The organism is Constrictibacter sp. MBR-5, assembly GCF_040549485.1.
Taxonomy (GTDB): Bacteria; Pseudomonadota; Alphaproteobacteria; order JAJUGE01; family JAJUGE01; genus Constrictibacter.
The window spans coordinates 1-16,783 of the sequence record NZ_JBEPTK010000011.1; the positions used below are offsets into that span (position 1 = coordinate 1).

Consider the following 16,783-nt stretch of genomic DNA (forward strand, 5'->3'; position numbering starts at 1 on the left):
CCAGGATACGCATGACGAACCGTTACGCCGATCGCTCGACGCAGCGCCGCCCGCGCATCCCTTCCATTCTATCAACTTTTTCAACAGCAAAGCCGATTTTCACCGGCGGTCCGCTTCGTGAGCGGGCAGCAAACTTAGGGGTTTGCCGCCGCCCCGTCAAGAGGCTTTTTTCTTTCCCGGTGTCTGCGGCGCCGCTCGGTGGCGCCCCGTCGTCGGGAGCCGCGTATGTAGACGTGGGCCCCTTCCCTGTCCAGCACTCTTTTCGAAAAAGTTCACATCGCGGTTATGCCGCCGTCGATCACGAGGTTCTTGCCCGTGATGTAGGTCGAGCCCGGCGCCATGAGGAAACAGATGCCCGGCGCCACGTCGCTGGTCTCGGCATAGCGGCCGAGCGGGATGGAGGCGAGCGTCTGCGCCGCGAACTTCGGACCGCGGACGACCTCGGTCATCGGCGTCACCACGGTGCCGAACGAGACGGCGTTCACGCAGATGCCGTAGCGCGCCCATTCGCGCGCCGCGCTCATGGTGATGCCGAGGACGCCGGCCTTCGCCGCGCCGTAGTTGATCTGCCCGATCGTGCCGCGCGTGCCGGCGATCGACGAGACGTTGACGATCTGGCCGTTGCACACGCCGCTCTCGCCGCTCTCGGCGCGCTGAATCATGTGCCGGCCGACCGACTGCAGCGCCAGGAACACGCCGGTGAGGTTGACGCCGATGACCTCGTCCCACTGGGCCCGCGTCATCTTGTGGATCATGGCGGCGCGGACGATGCCCGCATTGTTGAACAGGCCGTCGACCCCGCCCCATTCCTTGACCATGTCCTCGACCGCCGCGTCGATGAAGGACTGGTCGGTCACGCTGCCGGTGAAGGTCCGCAGGGCACCGCCGGTCTCCTCGGCCAGCGACTTCAGCGCATCGCCGTTGAGGTCGATCGCCCCCACCTTGCCGCCGAGGCGCGTCACCAGCAGTGCCACCTCGCGTCCGATCCCCTGCGCCGCGCCCGTCACCAGGACGCGCCGGCCCTCGAGGCTGTAGGGATTGTCCATCTTTGTCCTCCCGCACTGATCGGGACGGCGCCGATGCCGGCCCTTCCGGCGGCAAGCGGTAGCAGCTTTGCACGGACATTGCCACGCCCGCCGCGGCTGGGTTAAGCATTGCCGCAACGAGCGCGGCCCTCGACGAACGTGCGCAGCCGCCGACTCCGGGAGGACCAATATGAGAAGGTTTCTGACTGTCGCGGCGGTGGCCGCGGCGTTCGCCGTCACGTCCGGCGCCAGCACGCCCGCATCGGCGCAGGAGAGCTACAAGATTGGCTCGATCCTGGCGATGACCGGGTCCGGCAACTATTACGGCACGGTGATGAGCCGTGGCGCGCAGCTCGCCGTCGAGGAGATCAACGCCGCCGGCGGCGTCGACGGCACCAAGCTGGAACTGTTCATCGAGGACCACAAGAGTGGCAACGCCCAGGCCGCGGTTGCCGCGATGAACCGGCTCCTGAACATCCACAACGTCCGCGCGGTGCAGACCTCCTTCTCGCCGCCGACCCTGGCGATCGCGCCCATCGCCGACGAGAAGGAGATATTCCTGATCAACGGCGGCGGCGTCTCCGCCTCGCTGATCGGCGCGTCCAAGTATCTCGTGCACAACCGCTCGCTCGCCAGCGACCTGGCGCGCGGCATGACCCTCCGGGCGCACGAGCGCGGCCTCAAGAAGATGGCGATCATCGCCTGGAAGACCGACGCCGGCGACAGCGTGCGCGAGATCTCCAAGAAGGTTTGGGCCGAACTCGGCAACACCGTTGTCGCCGAGGAAGTCGTCGTTCCGGGCGCCGCGAACGTCGATACGCAGATCGCCAAGATCCGGGCGAGCAACCCCGACGTCATCATGCTGGGCGTCTTCCGGCCCGAGGCGGGCACGGTGATCAAGCGCATCCGCGAGTTCGGCATGAAGATGCCGGCGGTCGGCATCGAGTTCACGCCCGACGATGCCAAGGTCGCCGGCGCGCTCGCCGACGGGTTCGAGTTCACCAACGACTACTTCGCGCCGACAGACGACAATCCGGCAGCGAAGAAGTTCTATGACGACTACAAGGCAAAGTTCGACCAGGAGCCGGACTTCTATGCCGCCAACTACTACGAGGGGATCTACGTGATCGCCGAGCTGCTGAAGCGCAACCAGGACAAGGGCATCAAGAACCCGACCGGCGCGCAGCTGATGGCGGAACTGAAGGCCGACCCGACCTTCGACAGCATCTATGGCGGCAAGATGACCTTCCAGGAGAACGGCGTCGCAGCGAAGCGCGTCGGGCTGTTCGAGGTGAAGGACGGCGAGAAGACCTTCGTCAAGTTCGTCGAGACCCAGGTCAAGAACTGATCCTCACGGTACCCGACCGCCGTACGCGGTCACGGTATCCGGCGGGACGGACGAACCCGTCCCGCCCCATCCCTTCACGGCGGCGGCCCCCAATCCATAGACGGGGCTCGTCCGCCGGAGACCCGCGCGCATGGACCTCTTCCTCCAGCTCCTCGTCAACGGCGTCGTCAACGGCAGCCACTACGCCCTGCTCGGCCTGGGCTTCGGGCTGATCTTCGGCACGACCGGGATCGTCCACTTCGCCTACGGGCCGGTCTACACGCTGGCCGCCTACGCCACCTGGGCACTGGTGGCACTGCTCGGCCTGCCGCTGATCGCCGCGGCGGGCGGCGGCATCCTGATCGCCGCCGGGATCGGCGTCGCCAGCTACCTGCTTCTGTACAAACCGTTCGTCGACAGGCAGGCGCCGACCTTCGTCGTGCTCATCGCATCGCTCGGTCTGTTCATCGTTCTGGAGAACACCGTCGGGATCGCCTTTGGTACCGACAAGAAGGTCGTCGACGTCAGCCCCGACATCTTCCTGCTCGGCCCGGTCGTCTTCACGGAGCTGCAGCTCTGGCAGATCGCGGCACTGATCGTCGTCGGCGGCGCCCTGGCGGCCTTCCTGCGGCTGACGAGCTACGGCAAGGCTGTCCGCGCCATGACCGACAACGCCGACATGGCGCGGGTCATCGGGATCGATACCGGCAAGGTGTCGATGCTGGTCTTCGCGCTCGGCTCGGCCATCGCGGCCATACCGGCCATCCTCATCCTGATGAAGGACGGCGGGGTGCCGAACATGGGCTTCATCGCCGTGTTCGTCGCCTTCCTGGCGGTCGTCGTGGGCGGTGTCGGATCGCTGATCGGCGCCGTGATCGGCGGCTTCCTGCTGGGCCTCGTCGAGAATGTCGGCATGTGGCAGATCCCGACGGAGTGGCAGTCGACGATCGCCTTCTTCGTCCTGTTCCTGGTTCTGCTGTTTCGGCCGCAAGGCCTCTTCAAGGGCACCTGAGGCACACGCACCATGGAATACCTTATCCACGTCCTGGTGATGGCGTGCCTCTACGTCATTCTCACCACGTCCTTCAACCTGCTGATCGGCTTCGCCGGCCTGTTCGCCCTCAGCCACGCCGCCTTCTATGCCTTCGGCGCCTACGCCACCGCCATCCTGACGACCCAGTACGGCCTTCCCTTCCCGCTGCCGCTGCTGATCGGCGTCGCGATGACGGCCGGCGTCGGTGCCCTGGTGGCGATACCGGCGATGCGTATCGGAGGCCACTATCTGGTCATCGTCACGCTGGCGCTGCAGGTGATCGTGCTGGCGGTGCTGCTCAACGGCGGCCACTTCACCGGCGGACCGGACGGCATCGCCGGCATTCCGAAGATCGAGCTGTTCGGGGTGGCCCTCAACAGCCCACAGACGTTCCTGCCGCTGGCAGCGGTCGCCGCCGTGGTCTGCGCCGCGATCACCTTCCGCATCGCACGCTCGCCGTTCGGCCGCGCCCTGAAGGCGATGCGCGAGAACGAGGCCGCAGCCGCAGCGATCGGCAAGAACGTCGTCTACATGAAGGTCGCGGTCTTCGCGATCGCGGCCGGCCTCGCCGCCGTCGCCGGCTCTCTGCTGGCCCGCTACATCAGCTTCGTCGGCACCGAGAGCTTCACCATCGAGGAGACGATCTACATCCTCGCGATGGTCATCCTCGGCGGCACGGGCAACCTCTGGGGATCGATCATCGGTGCCATCGTGCTGGTGTTCCTGCCCGAGGCGCTGAAGTTCGTCGACATGTCGCCGGACGTCGCTGACAAGATGCGCCAAGTCATCTACGGCCTGATCCTGATCGGCATCCTGCTGGTGCGCCCGCAGGGCATCCTGGGCGAACACCGCACCGCCCCCCGGGTCGCCCGGCGGGAGCGGACGGATGCGCATGCGACGGAGGAACTGGGTCCGGTCGCAGCTGCGCCCGGCGACGACGTGACCATCCGCGCCCGCGGGCTCGCCAAGAATTTCGGCGGCATCGTGGCGGTGCGGAACTTCGACATCGACCTGAAGCGCGGCGTCATCACCGGCCTGATTGGCCCGAACGGCGCCGGGAAGACCACCGCCTTCAACATGCTGACCGGGTTCCTTCAGCCGAATGCCGGCACCATCGAGTTGCGCGGCCGGCCGGTGAGCGGCCTGAAGCCGCATCAGCTGGTGCAGGCCGGGGTGGCCCGCTCGTTCCAGGACCTCAAGCTGTTCACGAAAATGACGGTCCTGGAGAACGTACTGGTGGCGCTGCCGCACCAGTCCGGCGATTCCATCGCCGCGGTGTTCCTCGGCCCCGCCCGCATCAAGCGGCAGGAGGAGGAGAACTACCACCGCGCGATGGAGATCCTCGCGTTCGTCCGCCTGCGTGACAAGGCGCACGAGAGCGCCGAGGACCTGTCCTATGCGGAGGAGAAGCTGCTCGTCGTCGCCCGTCTGCTGGCGACCGGCGCCGAGGTGCTGCTGTTCGACGAGCCGCTCTCCGGCCTCGACCCGACGACGCTGCAGGAGATCTTCCCGATCTTCCGCCGCCTCGCCGAGAACGGAAAGACGGTCTGCATCATCGAGCACAATCTCGACGTGATCAAAACCCTGTGCGACGTCGCCGTCTTCCTCGACGAAGGCCGGACGATCGCGACGGGGACGCCGGACGAGCTGACCCGCAACCCGGAGCTGGCGCAGAGGTATTTCGGATGACCGCCGCCCACCAATCCTCCGCAGACCCGGCACGCGCAGCGGCGCCGGGACCGACCGGAACCGCCGTCCTCGCCGTCGAAGGCCTGCATACCGGCTACGGCAAGAAGGCGGTCGTGCACGGCGTGGACCTGGCCCTGCAGGACCGGGAGATCCTGCTGATGCTGGGCCACAACGGCGCCGGCAAGACGACGCTGGTCGCCACCGCCTTCGGCATGATCAAGCCCTCCGCCGGCCGCGTGCTGTTCCAGGGGCGCGACATCACGGGTCGCAAGCCGGCCGAGAACGTGGCCGCCGGCATCGCCTACGTGCCCCAGGGGCACGGCATCTTCCGCTCACTGTCGGTCCGCGAGAACCTGGAACTCGGCGCCTTCGCGGTGACCGACAAGGCGCGCGTGCGCAAGACGCTGGACACGGTGTTCCAGCTCTTCCCGATCCTGAAGGAGCGCGCGGCGCAGATCGGCGGCACCATGTCGGGCGGCCAGCAGCAGATGCTGGCGATCGGCATGGCGCTGATGCACGAGCCGAAGGTCATCGTCCTGGACGAACCGTCGATCGGCCTCGCGCCGAACCTGGTCGGGCGGGTGATGGAGAGCATCGCCACGGTCAACCGCGAGTTCGGCACCGCCATCCTGATGGTCGAGCAGAACGTGAAGTACAGCCTGCCGGTGGCGCACCGGGTCGTCGTGCTGAAGACCGGGCAGAAGGTCTATGACGGGCCGCCGGCGCCGCTCGAAGACCGCGTGGAGCTGATGAAGCTGTTCTGACCGGCCGGTCAGGCCGCCGGTCGCGTCGACACCGGGGCATCCGGGCTCGCAGCCGGGATGCGCCCGCCTTTCCAGTCGAACGCGGCGGGGGCGACCGGCCGACCGTAGAGATAGCCCTGCCCCACGTCGCAGCCGCTGCGCTTCAGCCAGTCCGACGCCGCCTGGGTCTCGACGCCCTCCGCGACGACCCGCATGCCGAGCGAGTGCCCGAGTTGGATGGTCGCCCGGGTCAGTGCCCGGGTATGCGGATCCTCCTCGATCCTGGCGGTGAAAGAGCGATCGATCTTCACCTCGTCGAACGGCAGGTCGCGGAGCTTGACCAGCGACGAGTGGCCGGTGCCGAAGTCGTCGACCGACAGGCCGAGCCCCATCAGGCGCAGCCGCGCCAGCACATCCATCGCGTTCAGTAGGTCGCGCGCCGCCTCCGACTCGGTGACTTCGATCGACAGCGCCTCCCCCGGCAATCCGTAACGTGCCAGCAGGGCCCTGATGCGGTCCGGCAGCTCGAGGTCCGTCAGCATGTCGGCAGGTACGTTGACCGCGACACGTGCCTGCCAGCCCGCGGCTCGCCACTCTGCCGCCTGCCGCGCCGCGACATCGAGCACGACGCGGGTGAGCGGCACGATGAGCCCGGTCTGTTCGGCGATCGGAATGAACTCGCCCGGCGAGATCATGCCGCGCTCGGGATGCATCCACCGCGCGAGCGCTTCGCAACCGGCTAGCATACCGGTGCGCAGGTCGATCTTCGGCTGATAGTGCAGGACGATCTCACCGGAGATCAGGGCCCTGTGGAGTTCCTCATAGGTGGACAGGCAGCCTGCGGGCCTGTCGCACGCCGCGCGTGCATGGGCGAGAACGTTGCGAATCTGCTTTGGGCGCATCGGCTTCGGCAGGCGGGGCGCCATGCGCAACCCGTAGGAGCGGCCGATCTGCTCGACGATCCCGACGAGCCTGTCGTCGCTGCCGCTCATGACCGCAACAGGAACGGTCGAGGCGCTGCTCGCAAGATCGCGCAGCACGCGAACACCATCGGTGTGGCCGAGGTCGAGATCGAGCAGCAGCAGGGATGCGCCCGCAACGCGGTCGTCGCGGGCGAACGCTGCCGCGCATGTGTGCGCGACGATGTCGAAACCCTGGGCCTCGGCCACTCGGCCCACGAAGCGCGCGACCGTCGGGTCGTCGTCCAGGACGACGAGTGTCGGCCGCGCTGCACTTTCGGCTGAGACCACCGGCATCTCGTCTCTTACCCCTATCCACGTCGGTCCCTGAGAGTGAGGGGGCACGGTTACCAGACGGTAAACCGCGGCGCCTTTTGCGAAAAAGGTTTGCGTTCCAACAGTGCAGGTATTCGCGCCATACTTGCAGATCGCCGGCGAAGGGGGACAGCGTCGCGCATGCCGACGGATGAGCGCTTAAACGAGGATGGCCGCCGGATCGGCCCGGCCGCGATCACGCTCGGCTACCTGGTCGCCGGGACCGCCTATATCCTAGTCTCCGACGCCTTCGTCGCAGACGCCTTCGGCGAGGTGGCGGGAACGGTCGGAACGTGGAAGGGGATCGTCTTCATCATCCTCTCCGGCACGGTTCTGTACGCCCTGCTGCGCCGGATGAACGAGCAGGCGGAGGACTACACCGCGGGGCTAAAGCAGAGCCGGCACGCGGCGCGCGAACTGTTCCTGCAGAACCCCGAGGCGATGTGGGTCTACGACCCGGACACACTCGCCTATCGCGACGTCAACGAGGCGGCGACGGAGCGCTACGGCTGGTCACGCGACGAATTCCTGCGCATGACGGTGCCGGACCTCCATCCCGAGGAAGACCGGGCAGAACTTCGCATCGCACTGCGAAGCCGCGGCCAGGGATTGCAGCGGGAGACGCACGCACGCCACCGCACGCGGCACGGCCGTTCGATGCGCGTGAGCCTCACAAGCCACTGCATCACACTGTCCGGCCGCCGTGCGATCCTCGTCGTCGCCCGCGACATGACCGATCTCGACGCCGCCGAGCAGGCTCTTCGAACGCGTGAGGCCCAGTTACAGGAAACGGCGGCCGACCTCCGAGAGCGGGTCAAGGAGATGCAGAGCCTCGACCGGATCCTCCGGCTGTGCAACCAGCCCGACATGCCGCTCGAGGCTCTTCTGGACGGCGTGGTGGCGGCACTGGCCAGCGGACTCCGCTATCCCGACGCTGCTGCCGTTCGCCTCACACTGGACGGGCGGACCTATGGGTCGGAGCCATCCCAGGATGCCCCTCCGCATCCCGCCGCCGGACCGGTACTCCGGGAGCCGATCGGCGGTGCCGACCAGTCGGGCTTTCTCGAACTCGGATACAAGCCGCCGATCGGCGGCCCGACCGGCGAGCCGTTTCTCGAAGAAGAAAAGGCGCTCGTCGAGGTCGTCGCCACGGAAGTGCGGCAGACGCTCGCGCGCCGACGGATCGGCGAGATGCTCCACTTACGCGACCGCGGACTGGCGGCGGCACCGACCGGAATCTGCATCGCAGCCAGGGGCGAGACCGACAGCCCCATCATCTTCGTCAATCCGGCCTTCCTGCGGATCAGCGGATATGGCGAAGAGGAAATCGTCGGCCGCGACTGCCGCTTCCTTCAGGGACCGGAGACGGATCCGGCGACAGTCGCGGCGATCCGCGCGTCGCTCGCCGGCGGCCAGACATTCTCCGGCGAGATCCTCAACTATCGAAAGAACGGCCAGTGCTACTGGAACGACCTCCTTATCTCGCCGATTCATGACGAAACAGGTCGCGTTAGCCATTTTGTCGGGGTAATGCGGGACGCAACCGCCAGATACAAGGCTCAGGAGAGAATCCGCCTGCTGGAGTCCGCTGTCGAAGCAGCGGCCAGCGCGATTGTCGTCACCGATGCCCAGGGGAAGGTGGAGTACGTGAATTCGGCGTTCCAGCGGATCACCGGCTACACCAGTGAAGAGGTGGTGGGAGAGACGCTGAGCGTTCTTAGGTCAGAACAGCACGACGACGCTTTCTTCCAGGACCTCTGGGATACGATCACGAGCGGCCGCGTGTGGCGCAGCCCTATCGTCAACCGGCGCAAGGACGGTACGCTCTACCGTGCTGGCCAAGTGATCGCACCGATCCACGACCGCCACGACCGGATCACGCACTTCGTCGCGATCCAGGAGGACACGACCGCTCTGCACGAAGCCGAGGAACAGTTGCGACATGCCCAGCGGCTGCAGGCCGTGGGCCAGCTGACCGGGGGCATCGCTCACGATTTCAACAACATCCTCGCGGTTGTCCTCGGCAACCTGGAGCTGCTCGACGAGCAGATCACCGACCTCGACCTTCGGGAACTGATCGCGGATCCGCTGACCGCGACGATGCGCGGCGCCGAGCTGACCAAGCGGCTGCTGGCTTTCGCGCGACTGCACCCGCAGCAGCCACAGCCGGTCGACATCGCAACGCTGACCGACCGTGTCGTCGACCTCCTCCGACCCGCCCTCACGGAGGCGACCCAGATCACGGTGTCACACGGCCCGGGCCTCTGGCATGCCTTCGTCGACAAGGGGCAGCTGGAAACAGCGCTCTTCAACATCGGGCTCAATGCGCGCGAGGCGATGCCCGAGGGTGGCGCTCTCCTCATCGAGACGGCGAATGCGCAACTCGATGCCGACTACGCCGCAGTGAACCAGGAGGTCGTCCCCGGCGACTATGTGATGATCGCGGTCACCGATACGGGCCGGGGCATGCCCCCGGACGTGTTGGCCAAGGCCTTCGACCCCTTCTTCACGACCAAGGAGCCCGGCAGCGGCACCGGCCTTGGACTGAGCATGGTGTATGGCTTCGCCAAGCAGTCCGGCGGGCATGTGCGCATCTATAGCGAGATTGACCGCGGCACCATAGTACGGCTCTATTTGCCCTGCGGTGGATTTCGATCGAGTCCACGCGGGAAGGACGAGGCGCTCGGGATGAAGGGAGGCGGACGCACCATCCTGGTCGTGGAAGACGACGAACAAGTGTCGCGATGGATCGTGCGGGCCCTCGAAGGTGCGGAGTTCCGGGTCGTCAAGGTTGGCGACGCCGCAGAGGCAATGCGCCGGATCACCGACGGCTTGAAACCCGACTTGCTGCTCACGGATGTGGTGCTGCCGGGCGGCACCACCGGAGTGAAACTCGCTGCCGGGCTGGCGGCGCGCGGCTGCCACGCCAAAGTGCTTTTCATGTCCGGCTATTCGCGTGATGCCGTCGCCAGGGGTGAAGCGCTGCCGCCCGATGCGCGGCTGCTGAACAAGCCGTTCCGCCGGGCAGAACTGCTTCAGCAGGTCCACGGCCTGCTCGCCGAAGGGGAGACGAAATGATGGGCGACGCACCGGATCCGGCCGCCGGGGGCGCAGCGCCGACACCCGAACCGACCGCAAGACGCCTGCTCGTCATGGACGACGAAGCCGCTTTCGCGCGTTTCGTCCGGCGTATTGCCGAGGGTGAAGGCTACGAGGTGGAGGTTCTCACCCTGCCGCGCGAGTTTGCGGAAACGTTCGAGCGTTTCGACCCGAACGTGGTGATTCTCGATGTGGTCATGCCGGAAATCGACGGCATCGAGCTGATACGCTGGCTCATAGCCCGGGAAGCGCACATCAAGCTGATCGTCATGACCGGCTTCAATCCGATGTACGCGACCATGGGAGCGGTTCTTGCCGAGGCGCACGGCTTGATGGAGGTAACGTCGGTCGTGAAGCCGATCGGCGTCGCCGACCTGCGGAAGCTGCTGGCCTAGGCTTGGGCCGGCGAGGCGGCGCGTCACCGCGCCGGAGCGGCCTCCGGCGCCGGCGACAGCCGATCGAGTACCTGGTCGTTTCCGGACGGCAGCGACGCGCCGCCCTGGCGCATGAGCTGGTCCAGAACACTGCCGCCTCGCTCCGCGGGTGCCGCAGGCGGAGCCGGTGGGGAGGCCGGGGACGGCGCGCCAGGCATCGTGGCCGGCGCCCTGAGCAGATTGTCGAGCACGCTCCCCGAGCCCTGCCCGGACGGATCCGGCATCGGTTTCAGCAGATCGTCCAGGGGCGACCGTCCCGGGGGTAGGGTCGGGGTGCCCTGATGCATGAGCCCGTCGAGCGGCCCCGGCGCACCCTGCCCGGTCCCGTCGCCGACCGCGGCTGCCGGCTGGCCGAACACCTTGCTCGGCAGCCAAGTGGTCAGTTGCGGGAACGTCCAGAGCAGTCCGAGTGCCACGATCTGCAATGCCACGAAAGGAATGATGCCGCGATAGATGTCGCCGGTCGTGATGCTCGCGGGCGCCACCCCGCGCAAATAGAAGAGCGCGAACCCGACGGGCGGCGTCAGGAAGCTGGTCTGCAGGTTGACGCCGATCATCACGCCCAGCCAGATGGGGTTCACGTCGAGCATCAGGATTGCCGGCGCCGTGATCGGCACGACGATCAGGATGATCTCGAACGTGTCCATGAAGAAGCCGAGGATGAACATCAGGAACATCACGGCCAGCACGGCGCCGAAGGCACCGCCCGGCATGCGGCTCAGCACGTCGTGGACCAGTTCCTCGCCGCCGAGGCCACGGAAGACCAGCGAGAAGAGCGACGCCCCAAGGACGATCACAAACACCAGCGCCGTGATCATCAGCGTGGAACGCATCACCTCGAACAGCGCCCGCAGTCCGAACTGGCGCTTCGCCAGCGCCAGGACCATGGCGCCCAGGGCGCCGATCGACGCCGACTCCGTCGGCGTGGCGATGCCGGCAAGGATCGAGCCGAGGACGGCGACGATCAACAGGAGCGGGGGAAAGAGCGTTGAGAAGACGCGGAACTTCAGCGTGCGCTTCTCCTCCACGCTCATCACCAGCGGCGGGCAGCTGGAGGGCCGCAGGACCGCCATGGCGACGACGTAGAGAATGTACATGCCGACCAGCATGAAGCCGGGAATAAAGGCGCCGGCGAACAGATCGCCCACCGACACCGGCTCACCGCTGTAGTTGCCCTTGGACATCTGGGCCAGCGTGTTCGCACCGGACAGCAGGTCGCCCAGGAAGATCAGCACGATCGACGGCGGGATGATCTGCCCGAGCGTCCCGGAGGCGCAGATGATGCCGGTCGCCAGCTTGGGATCGTAGCCGGCACGCATCATCGCGGGCAGGCTGAGCAGGCCCATCGTAACGACGGTGGCGCCAACGATGCCCGTGGACGCCGCGAGCAGGGCACCGACGACGACGACGGAAATGCCGAGGCCGCCACGCAGACTCCCGAAGAGTTGGCCCATGGTCTCGAGCAGTTCCTCGGCGATCTTCGACCGCTCGAGCACGTTGCCCATGAAGACGAACAGCGGCACCGCGACGAGCACCTCGTTCGTCATTACGCCGAAATAGCGTGAGGCCAGTCCGCTCAGGAAATAGAAGTCGAACACGCCGAGCGCGTTGCCGAGGACGGCGAAGATCAACGATATCCCGGCCAGCGTGAACGCCACCGGATAGCCGATGAGAACGCCGAGAACCGTGAACACGAAGAGAGCGACGGCGAGAATCTCGCCGATAAGGGCGCTGCTCATGCTGCGGTCACGCCCTGGCTTCGTCGGCAGGCGGCAGAAGGTCTTCGCGGCCCTTCAGGACCAGCAGGCTCCGCGCCGCGACGGCCAGCCCCTGCAGGCCGAGGAGGGCGCAGAAACCGAGCAAAGCGGTCTTCAGGAGGAACAGGCCGGGCATGCCGCCTGTCTGCGCCGACGCCTCGAAGATGTCCCAGGAGGCACCGATATAGGGCCAGGACACGAAGGCGACGACGGCCAGCCAGGGGAGCAGGAAGAGCAGCGTGCCGATCAGGTCGACCAGCGCGCGCGCCCGCCTGGACATGTTGGCGTAGACGATGTCGACCCGGACGTGCCCGCCCCGCTTGAGCGTGTAGCCGGCACCCAGCATGAAGACCAGCGCGTAGGTCCAGACGTACAGTTCCTGCAGCCAGACGAAGCCCATCGAGAAGGCGTAGCGCAGCAGGACGACGGTTGCGCAGACCAGCACGGTGACCAGCGTCAGCCACGCCATGATCCGCCCGGCCCATTCATTCAGTCCGTCGACCGCACGGACAAATCCGACGAGCACCCGCACGCCGGCCCTCCCAAAGTTGCTGTCTCGTTGGCGCCTTGTCGGGCACAGACGAAAGGCTATCGGAAAGCCGGACGCCACAAAACAGAAATCCCCGGGCGGCCACCCGGGGATTTAGTTTGCTCCGAAGAGCGTCCGGTTTCTCTCCACCGGGAAGTCACGTCACTTTCGCCTCGTCACCGCCGGCGGACGTTGCCGGCATAGTCGGTACCCACCGAGACAATGGGGGCGCGCCTTGCAGGGGCTGCTTCGCGCGCGCCGTCCGTAGTTCCCCGGACTTGAATTCCGTTAGACCCCCTCGGCCGTCGACACCCTTCACGTTATGACCGAGGGATTACTTTTTTATTATCGGCCCCCACGGCTGGGCAAAAAGAGATCATGAAGCGCAAGGCGCGTGCAACAGAAATATCGACCGTGCATGCATCGCTTTCGGACACATCGGATAGCTGAGAATTCAGCGAGTTGAAGAATCGCTTCCCGTGCATCCGCAACGTGTTTCGACCTGCCCCGCGACGGCGCTTTGCTCATTTTTCGGGCGCGGTCAAAGAACAGGCGCAGACCACCGCGGCCTCAGCGCGCGAGCGCGCTTTCGAGCACGCGGGCGACGTGCACCGCCTCGCGGCCGCTGCCGTCGAGGATCTGGTGGCGGCAGCTGGTGCCGTCTGCGACCAGGATGGTGTCCTCGTCCGCCGCACGCACCGCCGGCAGCAGGCTGAGTTCGGCCATCTTCATCGACACGTCGTAGTGCCCGGCATCGAAGCCGAAGGAGCCGGCCATGCCGCAGCAACTCGACTCTACGGTCTCGACCGTCAGGCCGGGGACGATGCGCAGCAGGTCGGCAGCACCCTCGAACAGGCCGAAGCTCTTCTGGTGACAGTGGCCGTGCATCAGGGCGCGCGTCGCCTTCAGCGGCCGCAGGTCCGGGTCGAACCGGCCGGCGGCGCGCTCGGCCAGCAGGAACTCCTCGAACAGAAAAGCCTGCGCGGAGAGTGCCGCGGCCTCGTCGCCGGGCGTCAGGTAGAGGAACTCGTCGCGCAGCGACAGCAGGCAGGCCGGTTCCAGCCCGACCACCGGCACCCCCGCCTCGACATAGGGCCGCAGCGCGTCCAGCGTGCGGCGCACCTCGACCCGCGCCTCGTCCACCAGACCGGCCGACAGGAAGGTGCGCCCGCAGCAGGGCGGCCGGCTCTCCCCGGCGACGCTCGGATAGTGGACGTGATAGCCGGCGGCCTCCAGCACGCGGGCCGCGGCGCGCGCATTGTCCGGCTCGAAGGCGCGGTTGAACGTGTCGACCAGCAGCGCCACGTCGCGGCCGTCGCCGACGATCGCCGCCGGGTCGGAACCGGCGCGGAACGGCCGCCCGCTCCAGTGCGGCAGCGAGCGCCGGGCGGCGAAGCCGAACAGCTTCTCGCCGATGGCCCGTGCGCCGGGCAGGTGCGCGGCACCGTTCAGCAGCGCCGCGACCCGCCCCACCTTGCCGGCATAGCGCGGCATGAAGGCGACCAGCCGGTCCTTGAGCTCCAGCCCGTGCCGGGCGCGGTAGTGGAACAGGAACTCGACCTTCATCTTCGCCATGTCGACGCCGGTCGGGCACTCGCGGCGGCAGCCCTTGCAGCCGACGCAGAGGTCGAGCGTGTCGTACATCGCGTCTGACGTCAGCGCGTCGGCGCCGAGCTGGCCCGAGAGCGCCAGGCGCAGCGTGTTGGCACGGCCGCGGGTCAGGTGCTGCTCGTCCTCGGTGGCGCGGAAGGACGGGCACATCACGCCGGCGTCGCGCTTCCGGCAGGTGCCGTTGTTGTTGCACATCTCGGCCGCCCCCAGGAACGAGCCGAACTCCCCCCAGTCGAGCACCGGCACGTGCGGCAGCGGCTTGTAGTTCGGCCCGTAGCGGAAGAGGCGCCGGTCGTCCATGCGCGGCGCCTTCACCACGCGGCCCGGGTTGAACAGGTTCGTCGGGTCGAAGGCGCCCTTCACCTCCTCGAAGGCCTGGACGATGCGCGACCCGTAGATCCGGTCGTGGAACTCGGCGCGGACGATGCCGTCGCCGTGCTCGCCCGAGTGCGAGCCCTTGTATTCGCGGACGAGTTCGAACGCCTCCTCGGCGATGGCGCGCAGCTTGCGCGTGCCGTCGTCGGTCTTCAGGTTGATGATCGGCCGCACGTGCAGCAGGCCGACCGAGGCGTGCGCGTACCAGGTGCCGCGCGTGCCGTGCTTGTCGAAGACCGCCGTCAGCCGGTCGGTGAAGTCCGCGAGGTCGGCGAGCGGCACGGCGCAGTCCTCGATGAAGGAGACCGGCTTGCCGTCGCCCTTCATCGACATGACGATGTTGAGCCCCGCCTCGCGCACCCGCCAGACCGCCGCCTGGAACCCCGGCTCCACCGCCTCGACCACCGAGAAGGGAAAGCCCAGGTCGCCCATCATGCGGTCCAGGTCGCGCAGCCGGCGCAGCAGCGGCGCCTCCTCGGTGCCCGCGAACTCGACCAGCAGGAGCGCGTCCGGCTCGCCGCGCACCATGCGCTCGACCGTCGCGCGAAACTGCGGCATCTCGCGCGACAGCTCGATGATGCCGCGGTCGACCAGCTCCACCGCCTCGGGGTCGAGCGTCACCAGATATTGTGTGGCCGCCATCGCATCGCGGAAGTTCGGGAAGTGGCAGATCCCGAGCACCCGGCGCGGCGGCAGCGGTGCGAGGTCGACCTCGACCTCGGTGAAGAAACCCAGCGTCCCCTCGGAGCCCACCAGAAGGCTGGCCATGTTGTGGCCGACCGGGTCGACCGTGTTCAGGTTGTAGCCGGCGACGTTGCGCAGCAGCTGCGGCCACCGGCGGCGGATCTCGTCGCGCTCGCGCCCGGCGATGGCCCGCACCCGCTGCACCAGGTCGGCGTAGCGCGGCGGCAGGTCGGCGCCGGTCAGCACCCCCGGCACCGGCCCGAAGTCGTAGGTGCCGCCGTCCGCCAGGATCGCCCGGATGCCGCGCGTGTTGTGCACCATGTTGCCGTAGCGGATGGAGCGCGCGCCGCAGGAATTGTTGGCCGCCATGCCGCCGATGGTGCAGCGGCTGGCGGTCGAGATGTCGATCGGGAACCACACCCCGTGCGGCCGCAGCACCTTGTTCAGCTGGTCGAGCACGACCCCCGGCTCGACCCTGGCCCGCATCCCCTCCAGGTCGATCTCGAGGATGCGGTTCAGGTGCGCCGAGGTGTCGACGACCAGCGCCTCGTTGATCGTCTGCCCGGCCTGGCTCGTGCCGCCGCCGCGCGCCGTGACCGGGAACCCCTCCTCCCGCGCGATGGCGAGCGCCGCCTCGATGTCGGCCACCGACTTCGGCCGCACCACGCCGATCGGCTCGACCTGATAGATCGACGCGTCGGTGCTGTAGCGGCCGCGGGTGAAGGCGTCGAACAGCACCTCCCCCTCCACCGCGCCGGCCAGGCGCTGGGCCAGTCGGCTGTCGCCGGGCTTCACGGCGCGGCGTCGGGCGGCGGCGGCTCTGGCGGCGTCTCCCTGGGGCAAGCCAAGCTCCTGATCTCTCTGCGGATCCGTCGCCCATCCTACGCGGAAACCGGGCGCCAAGGCCATTGCGCGCGATGGCGCCGTCCGAGGCCCGCCGTCACGGTCGGGGCGGTCGCGGAGGATTACCTTTCATTCCCTTTCCTTCCGTTTCGTGGGTGCGGCCGGCGGGAGGCCGTGGTCGGGGGTTACCGTTCATTCCCTTTTGTTCCTTTTCGTTGGGCGGCGGGGGTGAAGCGCGGATTCGGCGGTCGGCATGGCGGGTCTCCCGAGGGGGCATTCGGCATGTGTGCTTTTTGTCCTAAAAATGCAATCGCACCGCTCTCGGGCGGCCCCCCTTCGACGCCGCCGCGTTCCCCGGCC

General features: G+C 67.4%; 11 protein-coding genes. 6 read left to right on the forward strand and 5 right to left on the reverse strand.

Annotated features, from left to right (window positions below):
• Positions 1-272: 272 nt before the first annotated feature.
• The gene (locus ABIE65_RS19570) at positions 273-1,046 is read right to left on the reverse strand and encodes an SDR family NAD(P)-dependent oxidoreductase (protein ID WP_354080084.1); all 774 of its coding nucleotides are present in this window, start codon (positions 1,044-1,046) and stop codon (positions 273-275) included.
• Between the two features lie 169 nt (positions 1,047-1,215).
• On the opposite strand from ABIE65_RS19570, the gene ABIE65_RS19575 reads away from it, so the two are divergent.
• The 4 genes from ABIE65_RS19575 (at position 1,216) to ABIE65_RS19590 (ending at position 5,838) form a co-directional block, all read left to right on the forward strand.
• On the forward strand, positions 1,216-2,373 hold the full coding sequence (locus ABIE65_RS19575; protein WP_354080086.1) for an ABC transporter substrate-binding protein: 1,158 nt from the start codon (positions 1,216-1,218) through the stop codon (positions 2,371-2,373).
• A gap of 130 nt (positions 2,374-2,503) precedes the next feature.
• Positions 2,504-3,364, forward strand: a complete 861-nt coding sequence (locus ABIE65_RS19580; RefSeq protein WP_354080087.1) for a branched-chain amino acid ABC transporter permease — start codon at positions 2,504-2,506, stop codon at positions 3,362-3,364.
• Between the two features lie 12 nt (positions 3,365-3,376).
• Positions 3,377-5,074 (forward strand): branched-chain amino acid ABC transporter ATP-binding protein/permease, encoded by a 1,698-nt coding sequence (locus tag ABIE65_RS19585; RefSeq protein ID WP_354080088.1) that lies wholly within the window; start codon positions 3,377-3,379, stop codon positions 5,072-5,074.
• Positions 5,071-5,838 carry an ABC transporter ATP-binding protein gene (locus ABIE65_RS19590; protein ID WP_354080089.1) on the forward strand — a complete coding sequence of 256 codons (768 nt, stop codon included), beginning with the start codon at positions 5,071-5,073 and terminating at the stop codon, positions 5,836-5,838. Before ABIE65_RS19585 ends, ABIE65_RS19590 begins: the two co-directional genes overlap by 4 nt.
• An 8-nt stretch (positions 5,839-5,846) precedes the next feature.
• Here ABIE65_RS19590 and ABIE65_RS19595 read toward each other — a convergent pair whose 3' ends face one another.
• Positions 5,847-7,073: an EAL domain-containing protein gene (locus ABIE65_RS19595; RefSeq protein ID WP_354080091.1), complete on the reverse strand. Its 1,227-nt coding sequence runs from the start codon at positions 7,071-7,073 to the stop codon at positions 5,847-5,849.
• Positions 7,074-7,232: 159 nt separating this feature from the next.
• Here ABIE65_RS19595 and ABIE65_RS19600 point away from each other — a divergent pair, with 159 nt between their 5' ends.
• On the forward strand, positions 7,233-10,169 hold the full coding sequence (locus tag ABIE65_RS19600; RefSeq protein WP_354080093.1) for a hybrid sensor histidine kinase/response regulator: 2,937 nt from the start codon (positions 7,233-7,235) through the stop codon (positions 10,167-10,169).
• Positions 10,169-10,585: a response regulator gene (locus ABIE65_RS19605; protein ID WP_354080094.1), complete on the forward strand. Its 417-nt coding sequence runs from the start codon at positions 10,169-10,171 to the stop codon at positions 10,583-10,585. Before ABIE65_RS19600 ends, ABIE65_RS19605 begins: the two co-directional genes overlap by 1 nt.
• Before the next feature lie 23 nt (positions 10,586-10,608).
• Here the strand turns inward: ABIE65_RS19605 and ABIE65_RS19610 are convergent, their stop codons facing one another.
• From ABIE65_RS19610 to ABIE65_RS19620, 3 genes are all read right to left on the reverse strand, one after another.
• Complete coding sequence (locus ABIE65_RS19610; RefSeq protein ID WP_354080095.1) at positions 10,609-12,363, reverse strand: TRAP transporter large permease; 1,755 nt, start codon at positions 12,361-12,363, stop codon at positions 10,609-10,611.
• Between the two features lie 7 nt (positions 12,364-12,370).
• A complete protein-coding gene (locus ABIE65_RS19615) occupies positions 12,371-12,913 on the reverse strand; it encodes a TRAP transporter small permease subunit (protein WP_354080097.1) in 543 nt (180 codons plus the stop codon).
• Between the two features lie 567 nt (positions 12,914-13,480).
• Positions 13,481-16,423, reverse strand: coding sequence for an FAD-binding and (Fe-S)-binding domain-containing protein (locus ABIE65_RS19620; RefSeq protein WP_354080099.1), 2,943 nt, complete (start codon positions 16,421-16,423; stop codon positions 13,481-13,483).
• Positions 16,424-16,783: the final 360 nt, after the last annotated feature.

Bases quoted from the DNA above. Each gene is read 5' to 3' on its own strand.
- ABIE65_RS19570 (WP_354080084.1), bottom strand. From the start codon at position 1,046: ATGGACAATCCCTACAGCCTCGAGGGCCGGCGCGTCCTGGTGACGGGC.
- ABIE65_RS19575 (WP_354080086.1), top strand. From the start codon at position 1,216: ATGAGAAGGTTTCTGACTGTCGCGGCGGTGGCCGCGGCGTTCGCCGTC.
- ABIE65_RS19580 (WP_354080087.1), top strand. From the start codon at position 2,504: ATGGACCTCTTCCTCCAGCTCCTCGTCAACGGCGTCGTCAACGGCAGC.
- ABIE65_RS19585 (WP_354080088.1), top strand. From the start codon at position 3,377: ATGGAATACCTTATCCACGTCCTGGTGATGGCGTGCCTCTACGTCATT.
- ABIE65_RS19590 (WP_354080089.1), top strand. From the start codon at position 5,071: ATGACCGCCGCCCACCAATCCTCCGCAGACCCGGCACGCGCAGCGGCG.
- ABIE65_RS19595 (WP_354080091.1), bottom strand. From the start codon at position 7,073: ATGCCGGTGGTCTCAGCCGAAAGTGCAGCGCGGCCGACACTCGTCGTC.
- ABIE65_RS19600 (WP_354080093.1), top strand. From the start codon at position 7,233: ATGCCGACGGATGAGCGCTTAAACGAGGATGGCCGCCGGATCGGCCCG.
- ABIE65_RS19605 (WP_354080094.1), top strand. From the start codon at position 10,169: ATGGGCGACGCACCGGATCCGGCCGCCGGGGGCGCAGCGCCGACACCC.
- ABIE65_RS19610 (WP_354080095.1), bottom strand. From the start codon at position 12,363: ATGAGCAGCGCCCTTATCGGCGAGATTCTCGCCGTCGCTCTCTTCGTG.